Source organism: Micromonospora sp. GCM10011541, assembly GCF_042650725.1.
Taxonomy (GTDB): Bacteria; Actinomycetota; Actinomycetes; order Mycobacteriales; family Micromonosporaceae; genus Micromonospora; species Micromonospora sicca.
The window spans coordinates 38,189-64,234 of record NZ_JBHSBP010000002.1; the positions used below are offsets into that span (position 1 = coordinate 38,189).

Genomic DNA, 26,046 nt, shown 5'->3' on the forward strand with positions numbered 1-26,046 from the left:
GAACGACGATGACCAGGGGAGAACAGCATGGACGGCGAGCTCGTGTATGAGATTGCGCGCTACAGCCCCCGAGGCGAGGAAGAGCGCTTGCTCGAGCGGGTGCAGGTGCTCCGGAGGGGAGAGATGCTGTGGCGACTCAGCGCCGACGGGCTGGAGGTCCCCTGTCCTGGCAGTGATGTAGCCGTGCTCATCAGCGCCGACCTGACCCTCAGTGAGGTCCACCCGAATGAGGTCACCCGGGTCCAGGCAACCCAGGAGTCGCTACGGCACTTGCCACTGGCGCTTTCTGCCCCTGGTGGCGGGGAAGTCGTCGATCGGAGCCTGTGGTCTGACGGCATGTGGGAGAAGCACATCGAAGAAGCCGAGAGCGCACAGGAGAGAGGGATGCATCGTGTGCTGTACGTCAACGGTGCTCGCTGGCCTATTTTCTCCACGTCGGAAGGTGAGCGGTTCCTGCCCGAGGACCCCGACTGGTGGGGAACGGAGCCGCTTCTGTCCCCGAGGTGGGGCGAGTTGAGCTTCACCGAAACGGCCAGTATGACTTCCGGCACCGATCGGACGACGATTGGGCTTGTTACTTCCGGTGTCGTGGCCTGCACCACTAGGTTTGACGAATCCGAGCCCGACGACGTCGATCTCGCGCGACGCGGTGACGACGCCGTAGCGTTCGTCGACTGGCTCTTGGACGGCTCACTATCAACGAACTTCTTTGGCAGCCCTGTTGGGGAGGAGCTGCTGGCGCAACTGTTCGTCGAAGCGAGTACAGGGGGCCACAACGGCGAGGCCGTTCCTGGGAGCCGGCTCGTCGAGGTTGACCAGGAGAATCCGATCTTCGGCTGCTATGACAGCAGCGAGTGGACGCTACAACTGGCGCTGGAACCGCCGATGGTGGATGCCATCCTCGACGTGCTCGCCGATCGAAGCCCCCGGATCGCGGAGATCGTGGAGGCTGCCCGCAATCCCGAATCACCTGCCGGCCGCGCCAGGAAAGCCTGGCTGAAGCAGTGGGAGCAAGATCGCGAGCCTGCATAGCAGAGTGCCGGGACTCGACACCACTCCGGGCGACGGCACCGGGATGCGGGATGCGTGGTCGTCAGCTGCTCCCACCTCCGTTGACCCCCAGAGGCCTAATGCCAATCGGGGCAATGTGAGCGCCGCCAGGGTGAGGCCTCACCCATCAGGGTGGGCGTCGACGCCTGCGTGCGGTCGTACTCATGTGCCGCCAGATGGCGTAGTCAAGACGGATCGAATCCACGCCGAACTCCGCCGCAGCCGCCATCACGAGCGCTCGTGCCTGGTCTCGACCGGCGTGACGGCCGATGGCGTTGGAGGCGAATCGGATGATCCAGGTGTCGGCCTTCACTCCGGGGATGCCGAGACTCATACCGAGGTACTCCCACGTAACCTCGCCGAGGCCGCGCACCGACGTGTAGGCGCGCCGCTGGCCAGCCCTGCGTGCGTCGTCGTCAGCTTCCACCTGGTGGGCGTGCCGCACGCCAACGGCGACCAGCGCCGTCGCCGCTTCAACGATCGCCGCCGCCTTGGGCACGCCGGCTGTCCGCTGCGCGATTTCAAGCACATCCTGCAGGTCTTTCGCCGACCATGCGGCCAGCCGGGTGAGATCGTCCAGGCGTTGCCTGTCCTCGTGCCGGCGGTACCGTGCGAGCGCACCCCGCACACCGTTATCCGGACGCCCGTACCTGGCCTGGATGGAAAGCACCGCATCGATCAAGGCCGCCTCGACTTCGCCCCGCCAGCCGCCCGGGTAGGGCGCCCACTCGAAGCAGCGGCAGGCATCTACCACCGCTATCACATCGGTGGACATCACATCGACGATCGCGACTCGTTTCACTGCCAGGCTTGCCACCCCTCTTGGTCAGCGGAATATACGGTGAAGCGTGCGTGAGGTGTGGCGGCCTAACTCGCTCATCCCCCACCGCACCACAGTTGCCGTCACCTCGGTCACCCGCCCTCGCGGATATAGGTTATCCCGAATGCCTTGACTTGGCGGAACGCTTGAAGCTTGGTCGCGAGGTCAAAGGCGTCGCCGGTGACGTACTGGAAGATGTCGAGGCCACGGCCGAGGAGGATTCTCCAGCCCGCGTCCGTGACAATCGAGCGGTCGTGAATCGTGTCGTCGAACGCAACGTCAAAGTTGATGCCTCCCGCTGCCGCGCCCTGCTTGATCTTGACGAGGAATTCAAGCTGCTTGCGCAGCTTGTCCGCGCTCTCGATGTTCTCCGCGGTGAGGAGCTTGACGTTGACTTCGTCGGCTGCGTCCTTCGTCCTGGCAATCGCCTCAATGAGTTCCATGAGGTTGCGGGCCTGATGGAACTGGCGAATGTAGGGGTCGACGATCGTTATCTGCCCCGCGCCACGCAGGTACGGGATGATGAGCGTGTCGAATGAGACGCCACGCTGGTTCTCCTGAAACTCCCGGTGCCCCTCGAATAGCGGCGGCTCGGTGACTGGCTCGGGCTGGCGCGGTGCTTCGGCCTCCACGGTCGGTGCCGAGCCACCTGGCGTCGGTTCGCCTCCATCGGCCGTGGTTTCGGTGCCCTCGCGGCGCTCGCGGTAGTAGTAGGCCGGGTACTCGTCCTCTTCGAGCGTCGAGACCGAGTGCCAGACTCCACCGGTGTCCAGGTAACCGAACTTGACGTCGGCCATCGTCGAGTCGATGCGCAGGATCTGGTCCTTGACGCGCTTGCGGCCCTCGATCGCGAACCGCAGGACCTCCTCAATCTCCTCGGGCGTGGCCTCCCCGTGGGGATAGAGGATCTTCATCAGCCCGGAAAACGTCTTGTGGATGCCATCGCGGTCGCGGGTGGAGATGTTCGACGAGAGCGTGAAGTGCTGCTGGTAGCGGTCCGAGTAGTCCGCCGAGCGCATCGACTTGAGCACCTCGGCGATGTAGTCGACGACGAACCCATAGCCGCTGGAGAACATCTCCCCGCGGATGGTATCGACCTCCCAGCCCGGAATGTAGTGGTGCAGTCGGTCTAGGTAGGCCGAGTCGTGGTAGCTGTCGGGCAGCTCGTCGAACAGGTCGGAGTGCTTGAGCATGTACGGCACGGTGTGCGAGGTGTTGCCGACGAACACCATCGACGCCTCCGCGCCGAGCGTCTCGACACCGCGCGAGAACGTCTTGTTGGCCATGTAGTTCTTCATGATGTCGACGAGCGCCCTGTCCGCGCGCTTCTTCTTGCCCGCGAACTCGTCGAAGGCCACGACATCCCAGTAGCCGACCAGGCCGATACGCCCGTTGGCGTTGTTGACGAACAGCTTCGGCACAGTGACCTCGCCGCCGGAGATGAGCATGCCGTGCGGCGAGAACTCCGAGAAGATGTGCGACTTGCCGGTGCCCTTAGGGCCGAGTTCGACGAGGTTGTAGTTGCGCTCGACGAACGGGATGAGCCGCACGAGCTGGATGAGCTTGGCCCGCCGGCCGAACAGCTCGGGATTGAAGCCGATGGACTGCACCAGCAGGTCAATCCACTCGTCGGTGGTGAACTCCCGCCGGGCAGCCAGGTATCCCTCGAAGTCGAAGTTCGACAACTGGATGGGCTTGATCGACCCGAGTATCCACGGCACGACCCGCGCGTCGTCGCTGTGGAAGTACTCGATGTCACAGATGCACCAGACGCCGCCGACGAGCAGCTTCGGATGCGCCTTGATCGTCGCGGGCTCGACCAGCACGCCCTTGATGCCAAGGTTGGCGAACTCGGCCTGGTACACGTCATCCTTCTCGTTGAGCGTGGCAGTCACTTTGTCGATGATCCGGTGCCGCCCGCGCTCACGGATGGTGGACTTCACCAGCTCGGACTGATTCCGGTGCACGTAGTGGTCGGCAAGGATCTTGCGCACCGTGTCAATGCCCGCCTGGATGGTGGCCTCGTCGTCGGATGCCGCGTACTGGCCCAGCAGGTACTCCAACACATAGGACGGCACGATGGCGTTGCCCTTGACGGCCTTTACCAAGTCCTTGCGCACGACAACGCCCGGGAACAGGCGGTTGATCTTGCGGTCCAGTTCGCTCTGCGCCGGGGCGGCATCGACCGGCGCGTCGGGCTCAACGGATGCCTCCCAGCTGACCTCGCTCACTTCGCTCACGGCAGCACTCCCTAGAAGTCGAAATCCGAGGCGAACGAGCGCTTCAGCGTGTACATCGCCTTGGCATAGACACGCCACTGGTTCGTGTTGGGGATCCGTTCCTCGAGCCGGAACTCGACCGCCCGGTTGTTGTAGCCGTTGGCGTCCTGGCTGAGCAGCATGACTGCGCTCTGGTAGCGGTCGCGCTTATCGGTCGACCCTTGGTCGAACACCAGCTCGGGCTGGTTCGAGATGAGGGCCTCCCCAACGTAGAGCCCCGCACGTACGGTGCGGGCCTGGATTTTCTCGCTGACCGGCTCGGACTGGAACAGCTTGACCACCAACTGGCCGGTGGTGATCTTGTCCGACTCGGGCAGCACCTCGACGTTGACCAGGCGCGTATCGCTCTTGCGCTTCTTGTTGACCGCGAGTACCGGTATGACGACCTCCTGCAAGGCCGCGCCGCCGTGGACGAAGCGTGAGCCCGCACCCGGGAGCCGAAGTCGATGGATCGACTTCGGGGTCTGCACGTCGAGGTCGCTGTCGAGGCCGAGCATTGCTGACGTGAAGGACTTGAACGCGGGGTCGTCCTTCAGCCCACGGCCGAGGACGTAACGACGGTTGGTGACTTTGATTTCGTCGCCCTGAGGCAGCGTCGACAGGTAGAAGGCGTCCGCGAGCGCCGTGTCCTGGAACAGGAAGCCGTGGTCGGCCGTGATAAGGAGGTTAGTTGCGTTCGCGTTCGTCAGGCGCTTGATTAGCTCGACCAGCTCGCGCAGAGCGTCCTCGGCGGCTTCGAAGACCTGGCGTTCGGTGCCTGCCTTGTCGCCGGTCGCGTCGATGCGGTTGTGGTAGACGTACAGCACCTGGTGCTGCTGGTACAGCTCTCGCAACTCCTCGCGGGTCAGCGAGAACACGTCCTCTGCCTGGATCGCCCTCCCGTCCACGGTGTCGAGGATCTTGCTGCGGTTCGCGGTGCCGTCCGAACGCTGGCCATCGACCAGAACGGGATCGCCGTCCTTGGAGTGCCCGATCGTGCCGTGCGGAAGGAGTGCGGCCATCCCGAGCTGCGTATAGCTCGGCAGCACGCCGAGAACAGCATCGAGGGTCGCGTCGAACCGGTCTTCCTGGCGGATGCGTGAGCCGAGTTCGTCGGCGACCTCGTACCGGAGAGCGTCGGAGATGATGACGACGGCCTTGCGCCTGCCGTCGCGGATGATCGGTGCGACGTGGTCGGTGAAGAACGAGCTCTGCGGTCGGAGTACGGCGGACCGCCACCGGTCGATGCCGTCGACCTGCTGCTGCCACGCATTCCCTAGGTCGTAGAGGAACTTGTTCGCGTAGAACTTCTCGACCTGGGCGCGCAGCGCCTCCAGCGGGCCGGCGTGCTCGGCGGTGCGGGCGGCGTAGACGAACTGCCGGTAGTGCTGGTCGATGCGGAACCAGTCGTGCCGGTACCGCTCCAGGCCCTCGTCGAACGACTGCATCGACAGGTTGAGCGCGCTGAGCGCGGTCAGCAGGTCGGAAGCACTGCCGATCGCGGCGTACAGCTTGCGGTACCCGTCGATCCAGATACTGCTCTGCCGATTGCGAATCACCTCGGTGACCTCGCGGGCCGTGACGGTCCGGTCGGCGACGGCACCCGCAAGATTGCTGATGATCTTGCGGTCGACCTCCTCGAACAGGTCGTTGCCCAGCAGGTCTCGGAAGCTAGCGTCCTCGATCGTGCTCGCGTAGTCCAAGTCGCGGGCCACGCGCTTCGCTAGCGTCTTCATCGCCTTCTGACTGCGCACGTCGTAGCGCAGGCTGCCGAAGTCGAGCTGGATGTTGCGGAGCCCGCCTGGGCGGTCGGACTTGAATCCGGCGATAGCCTGTCGGAACACCCACAGCACAAAGTCGTCGATGCTCGGGCCCGGAGACGTGTAGCCGTAGATCGACTGGGCGCCCTGCCAGAAGAACTTATCGAGGCCGTAGTCAGCGAGGACGCTGTACTTAGTGCCGGCACCGTTGGCGTTCTCGATGAGCAGGATGCGCGTGATCTCCAGCAGGCTGTGTTCTCGATGGCCGAGCAGCACTGCCGACATCTTGGCTCGCAGCAGCCGCGCGTCATCGTCAGCGTCGAGCAGTGCCCTGAGGCTCTGCATGCGCTTGGTCGACCGGAAGAACCTCTCGTGCGCCTCGACGACCTCGCCGACGCCGTCCGCGTTAAGCCCGAGTTCCTGCTGCACCAGTGAGGTCCGGTCCGCAGTGAACACGCCGTAGGCCAGTTCCAAGTCGAGCAGCCAGTCACCGATCCCCGCTGGCACGGCACCCGAACGGTAGACGAGGAACTTCGCGTCAGGTTCCAGATGCAGCAGCCGGTTCTTCACCGCGTACTCGTCGTTGGCAACACGAACGGTCTCCACGCCCTCCAAGCCGAGCGAGTCGAGTTCGGCGGCGTACTCGCCCTCGGGGTCGTGCCAGAACACCACCCGGTGCGTCTCGAAGCGACGCTCCAGGTGAGACCGAACGGCAGTGAACTCACTCATCGCTTGCCTCAAGACCGGGGATCTTCTTGAGCGCAGCCCCGAGCTTCGGGTAGTTGGCCTTCACGCCGTCGTCCAGGTCGATCCGCACCTGCTGGGTCGCCAGTGGGTACAGCACGTCGTGCTCGTACTCGCCGAGTTCGAGCAGCACCTTGCGCAGACGGTCGACCTCCTTCTGCGCGGCTGCCTTCTCGCGTGGCTTGCCCGTACCCACGGCGAGACGCTCGTGATGCTGACGGCTGGCTTCCAGCTTCGCCCTGAACTCGCGCAGGTACTCGTTCAGCACGGTCGAGACCGTGGACGGGGTGTAGCGGTGCATGTAGATGAGAGCGTTGAACGATCCCTTCGGGCTGGAGAACAGCCAGTAGATCGGGCGCTTCTTGTACCGCTGCACGTGGTCCTTGTAGAACGACTTCACAAAGTAGTCGCGCAGGTCCTCGACACCGAGCGCCTCGGTAACGAACCGCAGGTTCTCCTCAAAGTGCCGCTCCCCGAACGCCGCCCGCAAGAACTGCCGGAACCGCGCCACAATGTCGTCCTCAAACCAATCGCCATCAACGATCGGAATCACGTTGTCCCTGTCCGGCCGGAACGACGGGTTCGGCACTTTGGCCAAGTAGTCCTGGAGCGTGTCGCCCTGGTTCGCGAGGATCAGGCCCGGCTCGTCCAGGCTGTAGCGACCGAACATGCAGCCCACGGCGTAGGAAACCAAATCTTCGATCGCGGCGTGGACACGACTGGCACGTTCGGCTTGCGGCGGTCGCCGGACGACCGCCTCTCTAAGCCGCTGGGACCCCAGGTAAGCCGTGGCGAAGTAGTGATCGATCGCCTCCTCGGCGTCAGCAAGTCGAGTCATGTGTTCATTCGCGTTCCGCAACGCCCTGTCCACCGCCTCCTCAGCGGTCGTCGCGAGGCCTAGGATGGGTGATCGGGCGAAGTCCACCGACAGTTCGTGCATGTCCCACTCCCACCTCGCCTCGGCGACGCAGAACTCCACGAGCTTCTCGACTTCCGAACTTCCACGAACTCGGATCGGAAGACTCAGCACGTGCCCGAGTTTGAAGTCCAGGCGAGGCGCGAGCAGCCGCATGAAACGCGTGGCCGTGGAACTGTTCATGAATCCCTCGAGTACGAGGAGCTCCTCTTCGCGGTTTGCGAACGCCATCGGGCCCTTCGTGTCGAACATGAATCCGCCGTCAACGTGACGTACGGCGAAGCCATCGCCGGAGATGCTCGACCAGGCGAGACCTCGCCGGAACGCGAATGCGCCGTTGTAGTTGTGCGAGCGCACTCTACCAGTCAAAGGATCAACGTTTCGCCGACACCGGGCACCGTCATCTTCCCAGTCGACAACATAGTCGAAGTTGCCGTACCACCGGCGCGAGGATCCCCCCTTCTGGTACGGAAACCACGTCGCACCGCTCTTGATACTCTCCTCGGTCGATTCGTTCCCGAAACCGATATCGGCAAGTGATACCTCGTACCAGCGGCGCAAAAACCGGTCGTTGTCTCCCGTCGTGAGCCCTTCCCGCGCCTGGAGCAGGTCTCCGAGGTATGGCCCCTGCCTCAGCGCGGCGATCTCGTTCTCGGAAGCCCAGTAAATTACCGGAGTATTGGGCACGTCGAGAAACTCGGAGACACCTCTGACCCAGGTTAGGTCGGGGCGGCGGCCCTGCCTGGCACCGACAATCGCATCAGCCTTTTCAGAACCCTCGGCGTCGACGGCTCGAATGAACGTCGATCGAGAGCTTCCCGCTAGCGCAGCCTGTGCGGCAAAAGCCACGGTCGAGACGACTTCACCGCCAATCGTCTCGAACGCTCCGGTTCCGAGGTGGGCCAGAGTCGAGATTCTCGAACCCTTCAGCAAAGAGTTGCGATACCGGCTGTATGCCCCCAGGAACATCCAACTATCCATCGTAACCATCGCCACGAACCCAGCGGTATGGGCCAGGTCGAGACTCCGCTCGATGAACATCGCGTAGAGGTCCATCTTCGAAGCCGCGTAATCGCGCTTCGCCAGTGCGGCAAGCCGAGAATCCATGTTTCCGCTGCCCATATAGGGAGGGTTGGCTACGACTATGTCGTAAGACCGCGAAAGCTGCTTCGCCTGGGCGATCACCCGACTCGCTCGGACAAACACTTCGCTCGAGATCAGGTCTCCATCGCTGGGCTCGATTTCCGTGAGGTGCTTCCGAAGCGGCTCGATCAGCGCTTCGCTCGGACGAATCAGGGAGCCGAAGGTGTCGGCGTGCCGGAACTGGTTCCAAAACGCTTCCTCTGCGGCACGATCTCCGTCCGGCGTGACGAGCAGGTCCAACTCGCCCGGTGTAAAGGAGCTCGGCTCGAGCACGCAGATGTTCGGCTCGACCTTCTTGTTGAAGAACGTGCGCTGTCGCGACCGAGCTTTCATTGTCAGGGCCAACGCGGCGAGCGCCCCTGCACGGGGGTCGACCTCCGTGCCGAAGAGGTTGTTCGTGAGGATCAGCCGTGGAATGTCGGACGGCGCGTAGCCCTCTTCCTCATAGATGGCGTAGAGCAGGTCGAACGCGTAGGTGAGCATGTGCCCAGAGCCGCATGCGGGGTCGATAATCTTCAGTTCCTCGGGGCTGGCGACCTTGGGGTAGTCGGTCTCCTCATCGGCTGGGGCGATGTAGTAGTCCATCTGGTCGGCCAGGCGCGAGGTGGGCCGGTTCAGCAGCCAAAGGCGCCCGAGTGAGTTTTCGAGGAGATAGCGGACGATCCAGTGCGGCGTGAATAGCTGTGTGGCGGCCGGGATCTCGACGGCGCCGGCCTTCTTGTTCCTCTTGAACCCGGCGAACACCTCGGCCTTACGCTCCGAGATGTAGAACTGGTACAGCCAGCCGATGACCTCGACGTCCTGGCAGACCTCCTCGGTGAGCACGGTGACCGCACGGGCCATCACGGAGTCGTCGGCGAGCAGGTTCGCCGGGATGAGCAGCTCCGTGAAGTCGCCTTCGCGCTCGAACATGAACGGCATCGAGCGGTTCCAGTAGCGGCAGTACTCCGCGAGCAGCAGGGCGTACGCCTCGCCCTGTGGGTCGTCGCTGCGCCGGGTGCCGTCTAGCAGGCTGGTGATGGTCTCCGCGGTGCGTTTGTTGGTGACGACCGAGTTGTCGATGTTCCCGCGCTTGGCTTCGGCGAGGACTTCCGGCTGACCGCCTTCGCGGCCGCGCTCGGGTGAGACGACGCCGATGCCGCTGTATCCGTTGGCGTCCATGAATCGCAGCGCGATGATGCGGTTGAACCAAGTGTATGCAACCTTGTCCGCCATCGCGGCGCGGCCAGCATCGCCGCCGCCTGATGCCTTGACGGCCTTTTCCAGGGCGGCCACAGCATTCGGCAGCTCGACACGCTCGGGTGACGCAGGGGCGAGGACCACGGCGATGCGGGCTGCCACCTCGCGGATGAGTGCGGTGCGCGCCCAGGTGGCAAAGGACTTCAGTGGAGCGGTTTCCATCAGAGTGCGATTCGCTTTCCGTCGTTAAGCGTGGACAGCAGCGCGCCGCGGAGCGCATCGAGGTATCGGTCGACGTCCTCGGTGGTCTCCAGCACACCGTGAACGCCGGGCGCGGTGATCGTCTTGACCGAGACGGTCTGCCTGACCGGCTTGGGTTCGGGATCGTCGGTGCCGCCCGCAGGCCGAGCGGAGGATACGAGCTGGTCGAGCAACGACGGGTAGATCGTCTCGCCGAAGCTGTTCCCTTGCTCGCGGATGAGCGCGATCTGCTTCTCGCTGCCGACCCGGGCGATGATCTGGTCGATCGCGCGGACGACCCTCTCCTGTGCCTCTTCGGTGGCGTTGCCGTAGTAGGCGCTGCCGAGCACCTCGGTCTTGCGGCCCTCGATGGCTTCGACCACGACGGCGCGGTTGGTCGCGAGTGCTTCCCCGATCTGCTTGCCGAGCGCCTCTGCGGCCTGCTTGAGCTGCGTCATCCGGTTACCACGGAACGCGTTGGGGTCGTCCAGCATCCGCTTCACGTCAGCGTCGCTGCCCGCAGGCAGGTAGCCGAGATTGTTCGCGTTCGTGGCGAGCAGCGCGACCGCTCCATCGTAGATCGCGCGCTGACCACCACCGAGGAACGACTGAATCGGGTCGATCACGGATTCCTTTGCGTCGAGCAGCTCGTCGGCGAGACCGAACTCGGTCAGGTACCACTCGTCGGGTTTGCCCACGGCCTGTTCGAGCAGCGCGATGGGTGCGGCCAGCTGCTCGACGAACGGGTACTTCGAGCCGGTCACCCGCGCCTTGAGTTCGTCGAGCTTGCCGCGCAGCTTCTCGCTGCCGTGCCGCGCCAGCTCCAGCGGGTCTTTCGGCGCACTCGCCTCATCGAAGAAGTCGGTGCAGAACTTGCGGAACGCCGCAACCTTGCGCTGGTCGAAGACCTTCTGCGGGGCAACCACCACATGCGAGTGCTTCTGCGTGTTGCGCAGCACGGCGGCGACCTCGGTGCGCTTCAGGGCATTGCCGTCGACGGTGAGCGTGATCTTCGAGTTGCCGATGAGCCAGGCGATGATGACCTCGATCGAGGCGAGGTCCCAGCCGTAGGGCTTGGCTTGGAATGCGCCGACGATCGTCTTGACCGTCACCTGCTCGCCGAGCCGGTCGCGTTGCAGCACGAACGAGAGCACCTCATCGCCCGGACCTCCGAGCTTCGACAGCGACGGGTCGTCGATCATGCCCGACTGGTCAGGGTTGGCAAACGCAGCGACCTGCTGCTCGCTGTAGGTGGACCCCCCGAGCAAGCTGAGCTGGGTGTAGGTGCGGCTCACGAGGTCCTGGAACCCGTCGGTAACGCGGGCTATGGCGTCCTGCGACGTGGAGGTCACATCGGCGGCGTTGATGACGAGATCCGCCTTGCCTGCGGCCCGGCGGATGCGCTCAACGAGCTCCTTCTCGCGCTCGACGTTCTGCGCCGCCTTGGAGCGCAGGATCTGTTCCTCGATTGCGGAGAGCGAGGTCGTCTGCTTGCGCTTGGTGTACTTCTCGGTCTTGATGAGCAAGCGAAGATCCGCCAGAGCCCGCTCGTCGGGCTCCAGGATGACGCGCAGCTCGTCCCTGCCCGCGCTGTGCATGCGGATCTCTTCCGGGCTGTACGGATACTCGGGCGTGATGAAGTGCACCGTCAGCTCACGCTGCTGCCCGTACACCTGATCGTCGAGCTTGTAGCCGAACGCGAAGTCCTGGCCGTTCTTGGCGTACCGCAGCTTGCTGGTGCGGATGACATCGCCAGAGAGGATCTTGAACAGGCGACCACTGACCTCGGATGCGTCGATGTCGACGTTCTTGATCTCTTCCTCGATGACCTGCTCTTCGTTCGTCAGGTACTCGTAGACGTTGCCGTTGCGCTGGACGTACGTCTGCATCTCCAGCAGCGTCAAGGCATCCTGCACCTGCTTGGACAGAGCAGGAAGGTCGAGCCCGAACCGGTCGTAGACCAGCACCGTCAGATTGCGCGGGGTGGCGTGGAAGCCCTCGATGTACTTGACCAGGAACAGTGCCTTCAGCAGCCGCACGGCAAGCTTGGTGGTGTCCGAGTCCGGATCCGGCAGGTCCCGCTCGGCACGATCGATGGCGCGCTGTGCGGCGGACTTCAGCGAGGCGCGGATACCCGCGAACATGTGGTCGAATGTCGCGAGCCTGCCGACCTCGACATCGCCGATGTCCTTGGCGACCTGCTGCACGACGCCGAGCATGGAGCGCTCACCGACCGAGCTGTTGCGGCCCTCGAACACGTTGTGGTCTGAGATGCCCTCGATCGCCGCCTGGAAGAGCGGGAACTGGTAGCTGACGAACGGGTACGTGCCGACGAAGTGAGCCTCGTCGGTGTAGTTGCGGTACGTCTTGGCCCCGTCGACGAAGTCGAACAAGGTCTTGAAGTTCGCCGACTCGGCCGCGTAGATCGCTCGCAGTGCGGACTCGCCCGTGTCGTTCTTCTCAAGCAGGCGCTTGCGGATGACCTCTTCGACGTCGGCGCTGGTGAGCTTGACTCGGGTGGCGAAGCGAGCCTGGATCTTGGAGAAGTCGTTGCCCTGCTGCTTGGTGCGGTCGCCGACTACCTTGTCCATGTCCTCCTGGGAGGTGACGAACACCCACGCGCGCCCCTGGCACTTGGTGTTCAGCGACTCGGCGATCGTCTGGAGATTCAGCATCAGGTGGGTGTTGGACCCGATGAACTGGCCGACCTCATCCACGAAGAAGTTCAGCCGGAAGTCAGGCTCCTGTTTGTCGAGCCACGCCTTGACCTCGTCGGCGAAGTCCTCGATCGACACCGAGTACTCGTTGCGGTACTTCGTCAGGATGTTGGTGGGGGTCCCCTCGGTCTGGCCGCTGACCTGGGCGTATGCCTTGGCCACGTTGACCTCTTCGAGCACGCCCTCCTCGCGGCCCTGGGACCAGTCGCGTCCAGCGATCCGCACGTACGCGGCCTTGAACGCCTCGTACTGGGCGCGGTTGTCCAGGTCGCGCTCGAACCGGGCGACGTGGCCCTGGTTGCCGTAGTAGCCCCGGCTCTCGTCGAAGACCTTGACGAACACCTTCAGCAACGCGTCGCTCTGATCCTTGCTGATCAGCGTCGCCTTCTGGTCGATGTTGAACAGCAGGCTCTTGGCCGGGATGCGGTCGGCCTTGGTCAGCAGCGCCGGGAGGAACGCACCCTGCGCCTTGGACCGGAAACTCTCCGACACGCGCTCGCGCGGGAACTCCTGTCCCTCTACGTCGCCGAGCAGATGAGCGAGCATCTTCAGCAAGTGCGACTTACCAGAACCGAAGAAGCCCGAGATCCACACACCGTTGGCGTTGGTGTAGTTCGTGTACGCCTCAAGCAGCAGCTCCAGGCCCTTGGCGGCCTCGTTGGTCAGCACATACTCGTCAACCTCGGTGCCCAAGTGCGCGGTGTCGTCAGCCTTGATGACGCCCTCGATCGGGCGCTGCACGTCCTTGGCGAAGATCGCGTTCAGCTTCAACATCGAGTCAAGCCTCCTGTTCCAAGATGTCCTTGGCTCGGTAGTACTGGTCATCCTTGAGCCGCCCGAACAGCACGAGCGAGGACCCCAACGTGTCGGACTGCTCGTAGCGGCCGGGGAAGAACATGAGCATCGGCTTGCCGACCACGACGCTCTGCAAGTTATTGAGTACGTTGTGTGAGCGGACGTAGGGGAAGACCTCGCCGATGCCGGTCAAGAAGAAGATGTCGAAGTCACGCTCGGCAAGCTTGGCGCGGATCGCCGGGGCGATGTGAAGCTGAGGGTCGAGCATCCCCTGGAGCAGCTCGCGGAAGTCGCCCTTGTCCTGCTCTGGTTCGAGTGCAAGCAAGCGATCCCACACACCGCGCTCCTTGAGGATCTCCACCGACAGGTCGTAGAGGTTGACCTCAAGCACCTCGATGCCCTTGTTGCTGAGCCGGTTCTTGATGCGCTTCTTGGACCGGGCAACCTCAAGAGCGTCCTCCGGGGCGTACGGGTAGATGAAGAACGGCACCTCGTTGCCGAGGCCCTCCATTCGGAGGAACCGCCTGCCGCTGAGAACGGTGAACAGGTGCTCCTCCTGCCTCGACACCTCCTTGCGCGTCATCACCCGGTCCTCCCTGCGGCGCCATCGGTGGTCGGAAAGAACCGCACGTCGCTCGGCGTCCGTGCGGCCAGCTCACCAGCAACTCGGTGCGACAACACGGCTTGGAGGATGTGACCGTCGTCGGACAGGAGACCCGCCTCATGCAGCATCCGGAACAAGTTCGCGCGCAACTTACGCAACGTCGACTCCCTGAGTTCGACCAGTTCCCCGTGCCACAGGGCCTTGCCACGCACGAAGCTGTCGAAGTCCTCGTAGCTGAGCGTCACTGTCAGCAGTAGGAACCGCTCCCGCACGACGTCCTCCGCGAACTCACCAATTAGTGAGTAGCGGCGGCAGGCAGCCGCCCACAGCAGGTGGGCACGCTCGGTGGCCGTGGCGTCGACAAGCAGCTCGATCTCGTCACCGGTGAGCATGGCGAGCCGCTGCACAACCTCGCGTGCGAAGCGCCGCCCAGACGCGACCGTGCGGGCTTGCAGGAGATTGTCGCCCTGGATCACCGCACGCACCTTGGACCAGTCACGTTCACGCAGATACAGCGGTGCGGCGATCACCGCCTCACGCATGAGGAGGGCACCGCTGGTGAAGGAGAGCTTGTAGCGCGTAGTGGTCACCGTCTCATCCACCGGGCACCTCCTTCCAGTTCCAGGCAAGTCGTTCAGGGTATGGCGCCCCACCGACACTTCCGCGGGTCGACCGGTCGCGCGAAGGGGTTAGTCCGGTCGCGCATCGTCGCCCGATGAGGCGGCGCCACCGCTGCGGACCCACTCATCGACGTCGCTAGTTTGGAACTTCCAGAGTCGGCCGAGCTTGTGGGCTGGCATGCCCTTCTCGGCAATCCACGCATAGACCGTGTCTTTTGTGACGCCAAGGTGGGCAGCGATGTCGTCGGCGGACAGCCAGGGTTCAGCCAAGGTGCAACCTCCAGTCGACAGCCAGCGATGAGCGCATCGGGGACGCCTACCTTATCTGCGGGGGCAGAGGCCGGTCCACACCCGGTCTGACCGAGTGTGGCCGGATTAAGCCCTGCTGTTCAGGCGACCCTCCCAGCTCTCTACCGGGAAGGAGGGGTGTGGAAGATCCCCTCCGGCCGGCGACGGTCCCGGCCGGACATGACAGCGAAACCTGACCACGTGCGCTGGAACTCATCAGTGGAGCGCCGCAAGGGCGGACAGGTTGCAGGGCAGGCGCGCTTGGACGCGGAGCATGCTCGGGCCATAGCGGCGTAGCGGGCGGTCGAACAGGCGTGGTGTGCCGAAACTCAAATCGCCAGCCGGACAACGGCACCGTTCTCGGCAGCGACTGGCGATGTGGCACCTCGCGAGCAACGCGGCCTGGACGCTGCTCGCGTCGTCGTAGGAATGCTGCGTATCGACCCTCCGGGATCTCCGTGAGCCAGATCGCCGCAGCCAAATCGCCTATGCCGGCTGCGCGCCGCCGCCCCGCCGTCGGGGTACCACAGCCGCTGTGGCCTCCGCGGCAGCGTGAGACAGCTCCGGCAGCACGTCGCCGTAGAACTTTGCGGTGAAGTGAGGGCTGGAGTGCCGGAGCCGGCTAGAGATGACCTTCATCTGGACGCCGGCGGCGAGGCCCATGGTGGCGGCGCCGTGACGGAGGTCGTGGAGGCGGATGGGTGGTAGCCCTGCTTGGGTGGCGAGGTGGTGGAAGTGGTCGGTCACGTCGGCTGGGTGAAGCCGGGCGCCGGTCGGGGTGCTGAATACCAGGCCCGTCTTTGCCCAGGCCACACCAGCAGCGAGTCGTTCGCGATGTTGGCGGGTTCGGTGGGCGCGCAGGACGGTGACGGTTTCGGTGTCGAGGGCGACGGGGGCTTCGCTGTCCGCGGTCTTGGGGGTGTCGATGGCAGTGGTCCAGCCGTGTTGGACGAGTTGCCAGCGGACGGCGAGAGTGCGGTTGTCAAGGTCGAGGTCGTCCCAGTGCAGGCCGCAGGCTTCGCCTCGGCGCAGGCCGGTGAAGGTGATGAGGTGGTAGAGGGCGTAGAGCCGGTCGTTGGCGTGGTGGGTGTGGTCGAGGAATCTGCCGGTGTGTTCGGGGGTCCAGATCATGACGGGGCTGGGGGTCTTGCCGGTGTCGCGCCAGGTGCGGATGCGTTGGTCGGTCCAGATGGTGGGCTTGGGTGGTCGGGCGGTCGGTAGTTCGATCATGAGGGCGGGGTTGGTGTCGATGTAGCGGTGGCGGCGCATTGCGTCGTTGAGGGCTTTGCGCAGGGTGGCGTGGATGACGTGCAGGGTTCTGGGGCCGACGATCCGCTGGTTCTTGACCTGGTCGCGTTTGGCGGGGTCGCGGCTGGCGCGCAGGGTGGCGATGGTGGTGTTGCGTTCGGCGATGGCGTCGTACATGGCGTCGATGTGGCCGGGGCGGAGCCGGTCGATGCGCAGGTGGCCGAGGTGCGGGATCAGGTACAGCCGGATGTGCCCTTCATAGGAGCGCAGAGTCCCCTTCTTGATGTTCTTGCGCCCGGCCAGCCAGTCGGTCAGGTACGCCTGCATCGTCGGGAGTTCGGTGGGGGTGATGTCCAGGTGCAGCGCCCGCCGGATCTGGTCGGGGGTGGGGATGGGGGCGCTGGTCTTGACGGCGGTTTCGATGAGGTCGCCGGTGGTGACGGTGGTGTGCGGGTCGGTGGGGTCGGGGACGGCGAGCGCAGCCCGGATGCGGTCCAGCACTGCGTCGGCGTCGGCCTGGGTGGCGTAGGGGCCGTGGCGGAGTGGGCGGCGGGTGCCGTCGGCGCGAGCGGGTACGTCGATCTGCCAGTGCCAGTGGCCGTGGGTACGGGACCAGCCGCCGCCGGGCCGGCGAAGCTGGGGACAGGAGCGTCCCAGTCGCCGGCCCGTGACGCTGTCGCGGCAGCCGCAGCGTTTGAAGGTGGATCCCTTCACTCATCGTCTCCTGGATGCTCCGTCTGGTACCGCCAGCGGTGTCGGGTGGAATCCGCTGGTGGCGGGGTCATCGCATCCACGCTCACCTTCCCAGCAGCATCAAGTCGCCCGCCGCCGGTCGCGGCGGGGTCGGGTTGGAGGAGATGGAGCAGGGCGGCGACCGGGACGATGATGCGGCTGCCGGCCCGGATCAGCGGTATAGGGAACTGATTGGTGGCGGCGAGCCGGTACGCCTGGGACCGGCTAATCCCGAGCACCGAGGCAGTGGTGGCGAGGGTGGTGGTGACGCCGAGGGCACGGATGCGCTCGATCGTCCACACCTCCCCGACGCCGGGCGCGGTGATGGTGCTGTCGGTCGTGATGCGGGCGGTCTCGTCAACGTCATTCATGGGGCTGTTCATGATCAGGGTTCTCCTGGTCGTAAAAGGGATGACTGTTCGGTCCGAGCGGGGTGTTCCCGCCGGGGTCGACCGGCGCAGGGGTGACTGCTCGGCCACCGCTGCGCCGGCCCGGTGACAGAGGCGGTGGCATCGGGTTGGTCGGCATGACCGGATCCACGAGCAGCTCGGGTGGTGCCGACGATTCGACCTTGAGGGTCTTGAGGAGTTCGGATACTCGGGTGTTGGACACGGTGTGACCGGCTGCGCGGAGGGCTTCGGCGAGCGCCGCCCGGGTCAGTGCCTGCCCGTCCGCGGCGAGCCGGTCCCGAACATCTCGCGCCGCCGGCAGTAACTCGGCCGCGTCGCCGGACATCTGCGCGGACCGTCCCCGGTCCGCTCGCCGTCGCCGGTCCCGTCCGCCACTCCGGCGACGAGCAGCCGGTGGACGGACGGTCCGGGTGCTGGACCGCTCCCCCGCCGTGACGCCGGACCGGGTCGCCTCGTCTGATCCGCTGTCCGGACGGGTCCGCCCGGCCTCATCCGGCCGCCGGTCCGCGATCGTTCGGGCGGTGGCGGGCGTGGCGGTGCTGGTGCGGCCGAGGGCGATCTTGACCATGACGAGGAACCCGAGCGCGGGTACGGCGGCGGCGACCCAGCCGATGACCGAGGGTTCGGCCTCGACGACCTGCGCTGCCAGGGACAGGGTGACCGCGCAGGCCAGCACGGTGGCTGGGAACACGGTGGAGGTGTGGGCGCGTTTGCGGCGGCGCAGTTCCAGGCCGGAGGCGATGGACATCAGTTCCAGGACGATCGCGTCTGCCCAGGCCAGCCAGCCGGGTTGGCCGTGCGCGGCGGCCACGTTGTGCACGTGGGTGAAGCTGGCCGCCCCGGCCGCGCCGCCGATCGCCAGCATGATGACGACCTGAACGACACCCTCGACACGGCTGCCGCGCGGACTGGTGTCCAGGTCAGGGATCGGTGCTGTCGTGGCCTATCACCTCCTCGACCCGGACCGGGGTTCCGGTCCGTCCGTCAGTCGCAGGAGGCGGGACCGGATTGCGGACCGGCCCGGCGTCGGACGACCGTCGGGACGGGTGCCGGACGCCGGCTGCGGACCGCCCGCTGCGGACTCCGGACGGGGACGCGGTCCGGCCGCTGTGGGAGCGGACGTCCGTGGCTCTCACGGATCTGTCAGCACTGGCCGAGCTGCTCACGACAGATCCGTGACAGACGCCGGCCGTCGCTGTCCGCTCCGCAGCGGAGGTACTGTCCGCCCCCGTCGTGCCGTCACCGATCACGCGGCCTCACCCGCCCGGCTGGAGACGTCGACGGCGTACCCGGCCAGATCAGCCAGCCGCAGCCGCTGCCCTTCCCCGCCGGCCACGGCCCACACCGCCCCAGCCGGGCCCAGGCCCGCCATCGCGGCGTGGTCGCGGGCCCCGGTGGCGACAGGCACCGCCAGCGGCACGTCGGCCAGCACGCTGCGCAGGTTGCGCTCCCGGGCGGCCGAGTGCAACCAGAACAGCACCGGCCACACCCGCCCGATCGTCGCGAACAGCTCCTGATAGCCGTCCACCTTCCCGGCCAGGATCGACAACTGCTCGGCGCCGGTGTCGTACTCGACGAAGAACGGCACATCGACACCGCCATCGACCCACCGGCCGTAGCCGTCCGGACGGACCCGCGGCTGATACGCCCGCACCAGCCCCGGATCCTGCCGGCTGGTGAACGTCCCGGCGCGCTGGCACACCGCCTCCGGTAACCACTCCACCAAGCCGGTGCCCGGATGGGTGCGGGCGTGCCCAGCCAGGTCGGTGAAGAAGCCGTTCACTCCGAGGCGGTGGGAGAGGCTGCGGGTCGAGGTCCAGCGCCGCCGTTCCACCCGGGCGTGGTCCCGCCGCGGTGGGCGATCGTCCCGGCTGGCCGCGACGACCTCAGCGCCGAGCTGGTCGATGACGTAGTGGTACGGGTACGAGCCGCCGTCGGCACGCTGCGGCCGGAACCGAGCGACGAGACGCAGCCGGTACAGGGTCCGCAGCCGCCGCTGGCAGAAGTCCAACGACGGGAACAAGGCGTTCGCGAGCTGGAACGACGTCAACACGCCGTGGTCGTACAACCAGCCCAACAGCACACGATCACGGCCGGTCAGCTGGGACTGGACCCGAAGGACCGGATCATCCACCGGCTACCACCTCCTTCCCGGATACGGAATGCCAGCCCCAGGGGGAGAGACCCGAGACCATGCAGGGTCTGTCGCAGGACAACGCTCCAGCGCTGACAGACGGGCTGACCTGCGGTGTGAGAGGAAACAGGGGGTCCGTTCGGGGGTCCGGCTGAAGACTGACGTCAACGCTGGCCCCAAGCCCGACCCCCGAACGGGGATCAAGCCGGAACTCATCACTGCCAATGCCTTCGGCAGTAGTTGAAGGTGTCGACGAATCCACGAGAACTCCTTGGTTGAACCTGTGGGATGTGATGTTGCTGGCGTGGTCGGGTGACCACAGCGCCGCCGGAGCGGAAAGGATCCGGTGAGAGATGCATCCCGGCGCCGCCCCTGCCTTGGTCGCCGTCAGCGGCGCACGCGTGCCGGCCGCCGGGAGCATCGGCGAGACGAATGGCCTGGAAAAGCGCGGAGGTCCGGTGGCGGGGTGAGGGCTAGCCTCTGCGGTCATGTCCGCCCCTGCGCCGCGTCCGTTGCTGTTCCTTGACGTGGACGGCACCCTCATCCCGTTCGGCACACCCGCGGCGGCTCAGCCGGGCATGTCACATGGCCGCCCCGTGGTACCGGCTCTACCGGCCGATGCCCATCCCCTGCTGCACAAGATCAACCCGGAACACGGCCGCCGGCTGAAGGCCCTGCCGTGTGATCTGGTGTGGGCGACGACCTGGATGAGCGACGCGAACGACGTGCTCGCGCCGCTGCTCGGGCTACCGCCTCTGCCCGTCGTGGACTGGCCCGACTCCGACGAGATGGGGCCCGTGCACTGGAAGACCCCTGGGCTGGTCGAGTGGGCGCAGGGACGCCCCTTCGTCTGGGTCGACGACGAGATCTCCCACGCCGATCAGCAATGGGTATCGACTCATCACCACGGCCCGGCCTTGCTACATCGGGTCGACCCAAGCCGCGGGCTGACCGAGCACGACTTCACTGTCATTGAAGGCTGGCTCATGCAGGCGCGGTAGTGCGGGCTCCATGCCGTCGCGGTTGCCGCGCTGACGGCTGTGTGCCACTCGGGACTGCCGTTGGTGAGGTCCAGCACCGTGCTGCTGGCGTTGGCGACGGCAGGGGCATCGTGACGTGGTGCGGTCAGGATCCGACCTCGATGAGGCGACGCCGGCCATTCCGGCCCGGCACCTGCCATACCTGCTCGTCCGGCCAGTGGCGATACAACAACTGCTCCGTGGTCGTAGCGAGAACGTTCCGCAGCGGCCGGCGGAGCAGGTCGGCCCGCAGTCGGTCCTCCCGCTCGGCATCCTGCGCGATCAGAAGAACCACCCCGACCGGCACCAGCCGGTCCGCACGCCGGTGGCCGGCCAGCAGTCCACCCAGCCCTGACACCGGCCGCTCGTGCTCGGCGACAACGTCGCCGATCGGCCCACGGTCGACGTGTACCAGGAACCGCAGGCACCGCCCGTCCTGCAGCCATACGCCGTACCCGTCGGCCCGCAGCCGCGCCAGGTCGTGCTGGCGCAACCACGACGAGGTCTCCATCGTCGCCAGCCACTGGAACAGCTCGCACCGCCCCGGGTTGCGCCGCGACACCTCGACCAACGGCAGGAACAACAGGGCATCCGCCACACCAGAGGACCGCTGACCCAACCGCAGCGGAACCGGCCGCCCCGATCCCGTCAGGGCGCGGCGGAGCACGTCGGTCCCCTCGGCCGTGACCCCGTACCACCAGGTATGGGTCCGGTCCTCCGGCGAGCGCTCGCGGCGCACCAGTCCCGCCTCGTGCAGCCACACCAGATCCCGGTGAGCCGTCAGCCGCGACACCGCAAAGACAAGCGCCACGTCCAGCGTCGACGCGGAACCATGCTGCGCCAGGTACGACAGGATCCGCCACCGCCGCGGAGACAACCGCCGCGTGGCACCCTGCTCACCCATCCCCCGATGATCCCTCCGGGTGCCGACAGTCCGACACCCCGTTCCCGACAACCGCAACAGAGAGTATTCAATGCGCCAACCGGGATACCGAGATTCAGGACCACCGTGACCGGAAACAGCGCTCGCCGCGGGCCGCTGGGCGACGCGTCAGCGGGCCGTGCGAGCACCCACATATCCAAACCGTGGTTTTGGGGTCGATTTTGGAGATCACTGTTCAGTGAATCAGCCGAAGAGTTGAGGACAGAAAAACACAGTGCGGTCAAATCGGACCGCCAATAGTTGATCTCCACGATTAGCGCCATACTGCGGCGCCGATCTTCCAGAAGCACGCGACAAGCCTCTGCCGACTCGGCGATGACGCGCCATGCACCGAAGCGGCTGTTACTGAACGTAACAACGCCAGCGGGTCATTCCTGCGTCTTCCGTCGGTAACGAGCTATGCGCCAAGGGCCCATCCAGGTAGACGACCGGACGAGCCGTGGACGGTGTCTGCGACGAACTGGCCACTCGCTCGATCTCGCGGCTGTTGCCTCAACCAAAGCCGCAGCCGGTAGCGGCGTCAGCGGTCGTGGCCGCGCGCCGAATCGGCGCGGACGTCGATGCTCAGGGCGTCGATGGCCATCCGGGTCAGCTCGGGAAGCTGCTCCTCGGTGAGGGCGACGCCCTGCAAATTGTCCAGTGATGCCGCAAAGGCGTGCAGTCGACTGCCCCGCAAGTCAGCGCCGTCGAGACGGCAGGAGTCCAGTTCCAGATTGCTGAGGTCGCACGACCGCAACACAACACCGGAGAGCCGGCAGGATGACCAAGTGCCGTGAACGAGGGTGCAGTCGATGAAGGCCACCGAACCGGCGGCGCTGACGCGGTTCAGGGTGGCGTAGTCGAACCGGCAGTTGTCGAACAAAACGTCTTTCAGGCGAACGTCGATGAGTCGGATTCCAGTGAGGCGGGAGCCGGTGACCGAGCACCGCTCGATGCTGACGCCGGTGAGGGCCGCTCCGGACAGGTCCGTCTGGACGATCTCGCAGCCGTAAAGGGCACCACCCTCCCAGGCGATCTCACCGAGATCCGCTCCGGTGATCCGGCAGCCTCGGATACTCCAGTCGGCGATCTGTCGACCTCGCCAGGAAGCGGCCTGTACGAGGCCGTCGTGAAGGTCGTCGTCGGGTAGGTCGCTGACTTGGTCGAGGTCTTCCGGGTCGAGGTCGGGCAGGAGGATCGTCACGTCGCCCACGGTGGTCGTACGCATGTCTTTCCAACCTGTTCGGACGCGGGATGGGCACGCCACCCCGCGTGTCGACTCAAGCCGCCGGTCGGCGGGCTACTTCTTCTTGTTCCAGTTGTCCCAGCCGGGGCGGCTGTCGAACTTCCCCTTGTTGTCCCAGGCGGGTCGGTTGTCGAACTTCGCCGCGTCGATCGACGCTACCGCGCGCTGCGGGTCGACGCCGAGGAGGGCGAGGCGGTCCGGCGGTGCGTCGAGAAGCGCAGCGAGGGCGTTGGTCATGACGGTCCTCCTTGAGGGGTGAGGTCATCCGCGGCGGCGCGGATCAGGGCTTGCCGAGTCGTGCGGCAGTAACCGGTCTCCCGGGCGGTGAAGTTGCCGTGTTCGAAGTAGCGGTTGCCGGCCTGAGCGCCCCGGCAGAAGTCGTAGAACGCGCAGCGGTCCGCACAGTCATTGAGCGCCGTCACGAACTCAGCGACGTATCGCAACTCACCGGCGCGGGCCACCATGTCGCCGATCGCTTCACCGAGCACGTTGCCCGCGATGAAGTCGCCGTACCGCGGGCTCGTGATACCCAGCAGTTCCGGTGACAGCAGAACCACCTGGCCGTCGTGGGCGACTGTGGGGATCGGTTCGTACGGGCCGTGGTCGGTAGGGCCGGCGCGGGTGGCGCCGAGGTAGTCGGCCAAGCGATCCAGGTCGCGGATCCGCAGCGGACTACCGGCAAGTCGGTGCCGGACGAGTCGACTCCAGAACTGGTACGCGGCTTCCTCCGGCACCGGCGTGCGGGCGGCGCCTTCCTGTTCCTCGATGTTGAAGCCCACCGACTCGCATCCCGGCAGTGCGGTGAAAAACTCGACGAGGTCATTGGCGTGGTCGATGGTTTCGGGTGTGACGACGCAGATCACCGAGTACGGCAAGCCGGCCTCGGCCAGTGCACGCGTGCCGCGGATCGTCCGGGCCGTCGTCGCATGTCCGGCCCGGTCGAGCCGGTTCCGGTTGAGCATGCCGGGCCCGTCGATGCTGACGCCGATTGCGAAGTCGTAGGCGGCGAACAGATCGCACCACCGCTCGTTCATCAGCGTCGCGTTGGTCTGGATCTCGTGGCGCACCCTCCCAGCCCGCCTCAGAGCCTCGAAGGGAGCGAGCAGCTCATGGAAGACGTCGATCGGGGTGGCGGTGGGCTCGCCGCCGTGCCACACGACGCTCACCGGATGTGCGCTGTCCTGCTGCTCGATTGAACGGGCGCAGGCTGTCGCAACGGAGACGGACATGAGCTGGCGCGAGCGCCGGTCGGGCAGGTAGCAGTAGCTGCAGTCCAGGTTGCAGAAGCTGGTGGGCTGCAGGACCAGGGTGTGGAAGTCCCGGCGATGGCCGGCTGCCCTGTCGTGGCGATGATCCCGATCTCCCGGACGGTCATGTCTCCTCCGGTCTCTGCGGTTCGGCGATGGACGGGCGGCGGCGATGCCGGGCCGGCCAGCCGAGGAAGCGGTCGAACAGGTTCCTGACGTCGCCGGTGGTGCTCGGGTTGAGTCGGTGCAGGTCGTCGATGGCCTCGTGCAGGCAGCCGGACAGGTAGAGCAGCAGGTTGAGCCGGCTGCCCTGGTAGCTGGTCAACAGGGCGAGCTTGGCCCGTCCACAGGGCCAGGGCTGCCCGCAGGCCCGGCACAGCCAGAGCGGACGCAGCGGCACATGCTCCGACGGCAGTTTCGGGTCGACCTCAGCGGCAGACACTCCGTCGCCGCTCATCGGCGGTCGCTTTCCCGCGCCTGCCGCTCGAACACGATCCGCCAGACGTGTGTCAGCAGTGGCGGATCGGTCGAGCCCCGCCGCGCCGACGCCGCAGCCGCGGCTGCGCGGTCTGTCGTCAGCTCGCCGGTCGCCGCGTAACGCGACACGTACACCGTCATAGCCGACTCGCGGTCGGCGCTGGCGCGTGTGTGCGGTGGGCTTGCCGGCATACCGGCAAGCCCACCGCCGTCGGCCAGCGGCTGGGAGCAGACCGCCGGTCACCCGCCCACGCAGCCCTGCTGGCGGTACGCGAACGGGGAGTCACCCGTGCGGTCGACGGAGTGCCCGGCGCGAGCACTTGCCGGTGCGTCGGGTCGCATTCCGACCTGTCGCCGATCGGCACATCCATCTGGGTCTCCCTGGCGTGACATTGCCGCTGGCCCGTCGGCGCGCCATGGGGCTCAGGATGGTCCTGGACCGTTCCGCCGACGTGTTCCTGACGTCCACAATCGCTGGCGGCACTGGCCGGAGACAGACCCAGCGTGGTGGGACACGGTGGGCCTCACCGTGTCCCACCTGGGCTAATGCGGAGAGGACAGGCGGTGCCCGCCTCACGAGACTCGGTTCAGAGAATGTGCCAGCGGCGGAGTTCCGCCGCGTCGTCGACGAGGCCAGCGATCCGGTGGCGCACCTCGTCGGCGGCCTCGGTTCCGGGCCGGGACTTGCGAGCGTTGGTGGCGATCATCTGCAGCTCACGGAGCTGGCACAGCTCCTCGAACCTCGGCCAGGATGTGGCATCCCAGCCGTAGGCGGCGGTGAAGCCGGCGAAGGCATCCTGACCGGGCGGGTCGAACCGGCGGCAGTGAACAGCGACCGTGGCGATGTCCCACTCCCGGGGCCCGAGGGCGGCGCCGTCCCAGTCGGCCAGTACGGGCGTGCCGTCGAAACGCCGGAGCGCGTTGCGGATCTGCGGATCGGACTGGATCATGCTCGTGCCGCGGGGAAACCGCATCGCCTCCCAGCCGGCGGCCAGCGCCTCGAGCCGGCCCATCAGCAGATCCTGTTCCTTGCCGTTCAGGATCTCCGAACGGGTGACGGCCCGCTCGATGCCGTGGATCGGTCGCAGTGAAGGCAGCGGCACCGGCGGAGCGGGCAAGGCGTGCAGGTCCCGGAGAAGGCTTCCGAGCTCGGAGACGGTGATGGGGTCGTCGTGTGCCGGGTCCAGACGCTGCCAGACCGTAACGGCGTACCCGCCCACCCGCATCGGCTGGGACACGCCCGGATGAAGGCCCACCGTGGGGAAACCTCGGGCCACCAGCCAGTCGACCACGGCCACCATCCCGCGCACCCGTTCCAGGTCATGATCGCCCGGGGCGATCTTGACGACCACGTCACCGACCGCGTAGACGGCGTTGGTGTGGTGCCGCAGCAGGATCGCGTTCGAGTCGGGGTAGCCGAGGAGACGACACACCTCGGCGAGCACCGGCCGGGTGCGCGCCTCGACGAACATGGGGC

At 66.0% G+C, this 26,046-nt stretch carries 20 protein-coding genes and 1 pseudogene; 2 read left to right on the forward strand and 19 right to left on the reverse strand.

Annotation, left to right across the window (positions count from 1 at the left end):
- Positions 1-27: 27 nt before the first annotated feature.
- On the forward strand, positions 28-1,032 hold the full coding sequence (locus ACFOYX_RS00380; RefSeq protein WP_322442489.1) for a hypothetical protein: 1,005 nt from the start codon (positions 28-30) through the stop codon (positions 1,030-1,032).
- Between the two features lie 145 nt (positions 1,033-1,177).
- Here ACFOYX_RS00380 and ACFOYX_RS00385 read toward each other — a convergent pair whose 3' ends face one another.
- The 12 genes from ACFOYX_RS00385 to ACFOYX_RS00440 form a co-directional block, all read right to left on the reverse strand.
- The gene (locus ACFOYX_RS00385; RefSeq protein ID WP_322442488.1) at positions 1,178-1,825 is read right to left on the reverse strand and encodes a hypothetical protein; all 648 of its coding nucleotides are present in this window, start codon (positions 1,823-1,825) and stop codon (positions 1,178-1,180) included.
- 137 nt (positions 1,826-1,962) lie between these two features.
- Positions 1,963-4,110, reverse strand: coding sequence for a BREX system Lon protease-like protein BrxL (gene brxL / locus ACFOYX_RS00390; protein WP_322442486.1), 2,148 nt, complete (start codon positions 4,108-4,110; stop codon positions 1,963-1,965).
- An 11-nt stretch (positions 4,111-4,121) separates the two neighbouring features.
- On the reverse strand, positions 4,122-6,617 hold the full coding sequence (gene pglZ / locus ACFOYX_RS00395) for a BREX-1 system phosphatase PglZ type A (RefSeq protein ID WP_322442485.1): 2,496 nt from the start codon (positions 6,615-6,617) through the stop codon (positions 4,122-4,124).
- Positions 6,610-10,092, reverse strand: coding sequence for a BREX-1 system adenine-specific DNA-methyltransferase PglX (gene pglX / locus ACFOYX_RS00400; protein WP_322442484.1), 3,483 nt, complete (start codon positions 10,090-10,092; stop codon positions 6,610-6,612). The genes pglZ and pglX overlap by 8 nt, the downstream gene beginning before the upstream one ends.
- Positions 10,092-13,601: a BREX system P-loop protein BrxC gene (gene brxC, locus ACFOYX_RS00405; protein ID WP_322442482.1), complete on the reverse strand. Its 3,510-nt coding sequence runs from the start codon at positions 13,599-13,601 to the stop codon at positions 10,092-10,094. Before brxC ends, pglX begins: the two co-directional genes overlap by 1 nt.
- Before the next feature lie 4 nt (positions 13,602-13,605).
- Positions 13,606-14,205, reverse strand: coding sequence for a DUF1788 domain-containing protein (locus ACFOYX_RS00410; RefSeq protein WP_322442481.1), 600 nt, complete (start codon positions 14,203-14,205; stop codon positions 13,606-13,608).
- Complete coding sequence (locus ACFOYX_RS00415; protein ID WP_322442480.1) at positions 14,205-14,828, reverse strand: DUF1819 family protein; 624 nt, start codon at positions 14,826-14,828, stop codon at positions 14,205-14,207. Before ACFOYX_RS00415 ends, ACFOYX_RS00410 begins: the two co-directional genes overlap by 1 nt.
- 87 nt (positions 14,829-14,915) lie before the next feature.
- Positions 14,916-15,116 carry a helix-turn-helix domain-containing protein gene (locus ACFOYX_RS00420; RefSeq protein ID WP_322442479.1) on the reverse strand — a complete coding sequence of 67 codons (201 nt, stop codon included), beginning with the start codon at positions 15,114-15,116 and terminating at the stop codon, positions 14,916-14,918.
- Between the two features lie 504 nt (positions 15,117-15,620).
- Positions 15,621-17,096, reverse strand: coding sequence for a tyrosine-type recombinase/integrase (locus ACFOYX_RS00425; RefSeq protein ID WP_322442478.1), 1,476 nt, complete (start codon positions 17,094-17,096; stop codon positions 15,621-15,623).
- Positions 17,093-17,497 (reverse strand): hypothetical protein, encoded by a 405-nt coding sequence (locus ACFOYX_RS00430; RefSeq protein WP_322442477.1) that lies wholly within the window; start codon positions 17,495-17,497, stop codon positions 17,093-17,095. Before ACFOYX_RS00430 ends, ACFOYX_RS00425 begins: the two co-directional genes overlap by 4 nt.
- Positions 17,478-18,392: a DUF2637 domain-containing protein gene (locus ACFOYX_RS00435; protein WP_336636245.1), complete on the reverse strand. Its 915-nt coding sequence runs from the start codon at positions 18,390-18,392 to the stop codon at positions 17,478-17,480. Before ACFOYX_RS00435 ends, ACFOYX_RS00430 begins: the two co-directional genes overlap by 20 nt.
- Before the next feature lie 378 nt (positions 18,393-18,770).
- Complete coding sequence (locus ACFOYX_RS00440) at positions 18,771-19,658, reverse strand: replication-relaxation family protein (protein WP_322442475.1); 888 nt, start codon at positions 19,656-19,658, stop codon at positions 18,771-18,773.
- Positions 19,659-20,146: 488 nt separating this feature from the next.
- On the opposite strand from ACFOYX_RS00440, the gene ACFOYX_RS00445 reads away from it, so the two are divergent.
- Positions 20,147-20,659: an HAD domain-containing protein gene (locus ACFOYX_RS00445; RefSeq protein WP_322442474.1), complete on the forward strand. Its 513-nt coding sequence runs from the start codon at positions 20,147-20,149 to the stop codon at positions 20,657-20,659.
- Positions 20,660-20,783: 124 nt separating this feature from the next.
- Here ACFOYX_RS00445 and ACFOYX_RS00450 read toward each other — a convergent pair whose 3' ends face one another.
- The 7 genes and pseudogenes from ACFOYX_RS00450 to ACFOYX_RS00480 all read right to left on the reverse strand — a co-directional run bounded on the left by ACFOYX_RS00450 (position 20,784) and on the right by ACFOYX_RS00480 (position 26,041).
- Positions 20,784-21,581, reverse strand: a complete 798-nt coding sequence (locus ACFOYX_RS00450; RefSeq protein WP_322442473.1) for a DeoR family transcriptional regulator — start codon at positions 21,579-21,581, stop codon at positions 20,784-20,786.
- A 559-nt stretch (positions 21,582-22,140) separates the two neighbouring features.
- Positions 22,141-22,827: a pentapeptide repeat-containing protein gene (locus tag ACFOYX_RS00455; protein ID WP_322442472.1), complete on the reverse strand. Its 687-nt coding sequence runs from the start codon at positions 22,825-22,827 to the stop codon at positions 22,141-22,143.
- 72 nt (positions 22,828-22,899) lie between these two features.
- Positions 22,900-23,082 carry a multiple cyclophane-containing RiPP AmcA gene (amcA, locus tag ACFOYX_RS00460; RefSeq protein WP_322442471.1) on the reverse strand — a complete coding sequence of 61 codons (183 nt, stop codon included), beginning with the start codon at positions 23,080-23,082 and terminating at the stop codon, positions 22,900-22,902.
- Positions 23,079-24,220 (reverse strand): annotated as a pseudogene (amcB, locus tag ACFOYX_RS00465) (cyclophane-forming radical SAM peptide maturase AmcB). The gene amcA (ACFOYX_RS00460) and the pseudogene amcB overlap by 4 nt, the downstream one beginning before the upstream one ends.
- The gene (locus ACFOYX_RS00470; RefSeq protein WP_322442470.1) at positions 24,217-24,549 is read right to left on the reverse strand and encodes a hypothetical protein; all 333 of its coding nucleotides are present in this window, start codon (positions 24,547-24,549) and stop codon (positions 24,217-24,219) included. Before ACFOYX_RS00470 ends, amcB begins: the two are co-directional and overlap by 4 nt.
- Entirely contained in the window at positions 24,546-24,710 is a 165-nt protein-coding gene (gene amcA / locus ACFOYX_RS00475) for a multiple cyclophane-containing RiPP AmcA (RefSeq protein WP_167517353.1), read from the reverse strand. The genes ACFOYX_RS00470 and amcA (ACFOYX_RS00475) overlap by 4 nt, the downstream gene beginning before the upstream one ends.
- A 446-nt stretch (positions 24,711-25,156) precedes the next feature.
- Complete coding sequence (locus ACFOYX_RS00480; protein WP_322442469.1) at positions 25,157-26,041, reverse strand: phosphotransferase; 885 nt, start codon at positions 26,039-26,041, stop codon at positions 25,157-25,159.
- Positions 26,042-26,046: the final 5 nt, after the last annotated feature.

Excerpts from the sequence above, each read along its gene's own strand:
- ACFOYX_RS00380 (WP_322442489.1), top strand. The coding sequence starts at position 28 with ATGGACGGCGAGCTCGTGTATGAGATTGCGCGCTACAGCCCCCGAGGC.
- ACFOYX_RS00385 (WP_322442488.1), bottom strand. The coding sequence starts at position 1,825 with ATGTCCACCGATGTGATAGCGGTGGTAGATGCCTGCCGCTGCTTCGAG.
- pglZ (WP_322442485.1), bottom strand. The coding sequence starts at position 6,617 with ATGAGTGAGTTCACTGCCGTTCGGTCTCACCTGGAGCGTCGCTTCGAG.
- pglX (WP_322442484.1), bottom strand. The coding sequence starts at position 10,092 with ATGGAAACCGCTCCACTGAAGTCCTTTGCCACCTGGGCGCGCACCGCA.
- brxC (WP_322442482.1), bottom strand. The coding sequence starts at position 13,601 with ATGTTGAAGCTGAACGCGATCTTCGCCAAGGACGTGCAGCGCCCGATC.
- ACFOYX_RS00410 (WP_322442481.1), bottom strand. The coding sequence starts at position 14,205 with ATGACGCGCAAGGAGGTGTCGAGGCAGGAGGAGCACCTGTTCACCGTT.
- ACFOYX_RS00430 (WP_322442477.1), bottom strand. The coding sequence starts at position 17,497 with ATGAACAGCCCCATGAATGACGTTGACGAGACCGCCCGCATCACGACC.
- ACFOYX_RS00445 (WP_322442474.1), top strand. The coding sequence starts at position 20,147 with ATGTCCGCCCCTGCGCCGCGTCCGTTGCTGTTCCTTGACGTGGACGGC.
- ACFOYX_RS00450 (WP_322442473.1), bottom strand. The coding sequence starts at position 21,581 with ATGGGTGAGCAGGGTGCCACGCGGCGGTTGTCTCCGCGGCGGTGGCGG.
- ACFOYX_RS00455 (WP_322442472.1), bottom strand. The coding sequence starts at position 22,827 with ATGCGTACGACCACCGTGGGCGACGTGACGATCCTCCTGCCCGACCTC.
- amcA (WP_322442471.1), bottom strand. The coding sequence starts at position 23,082 with ATGACCAACGCCCTCGCTGCGCTTCTCGACGCACCGCCGGACCGCCTC.
- ACFOYX_RS00470 (WP_322442470.1), bottom strand. The coding sequence starts at position 24,549 with ATGAGCGGCGACGGAGTGTCTGCCGCTGAGGTCGACCCGAAACTGCCG.
- amcA (WP_167517353.1), bottom strand. The coding sequence starts at position 24,710 with ATGACGGTGTACGTGTCGCGTTACGCGGCGACCGGCGAGCTGACGACA.
- ACFOYX_RS00480 (WP_322442469.1), bottom strand. The coding sequence starts at position 26,041 with ATGTTCGTCGAGGCGCGCACCCGGCCGGTGCTCGCCGAGGTGTGTCGT.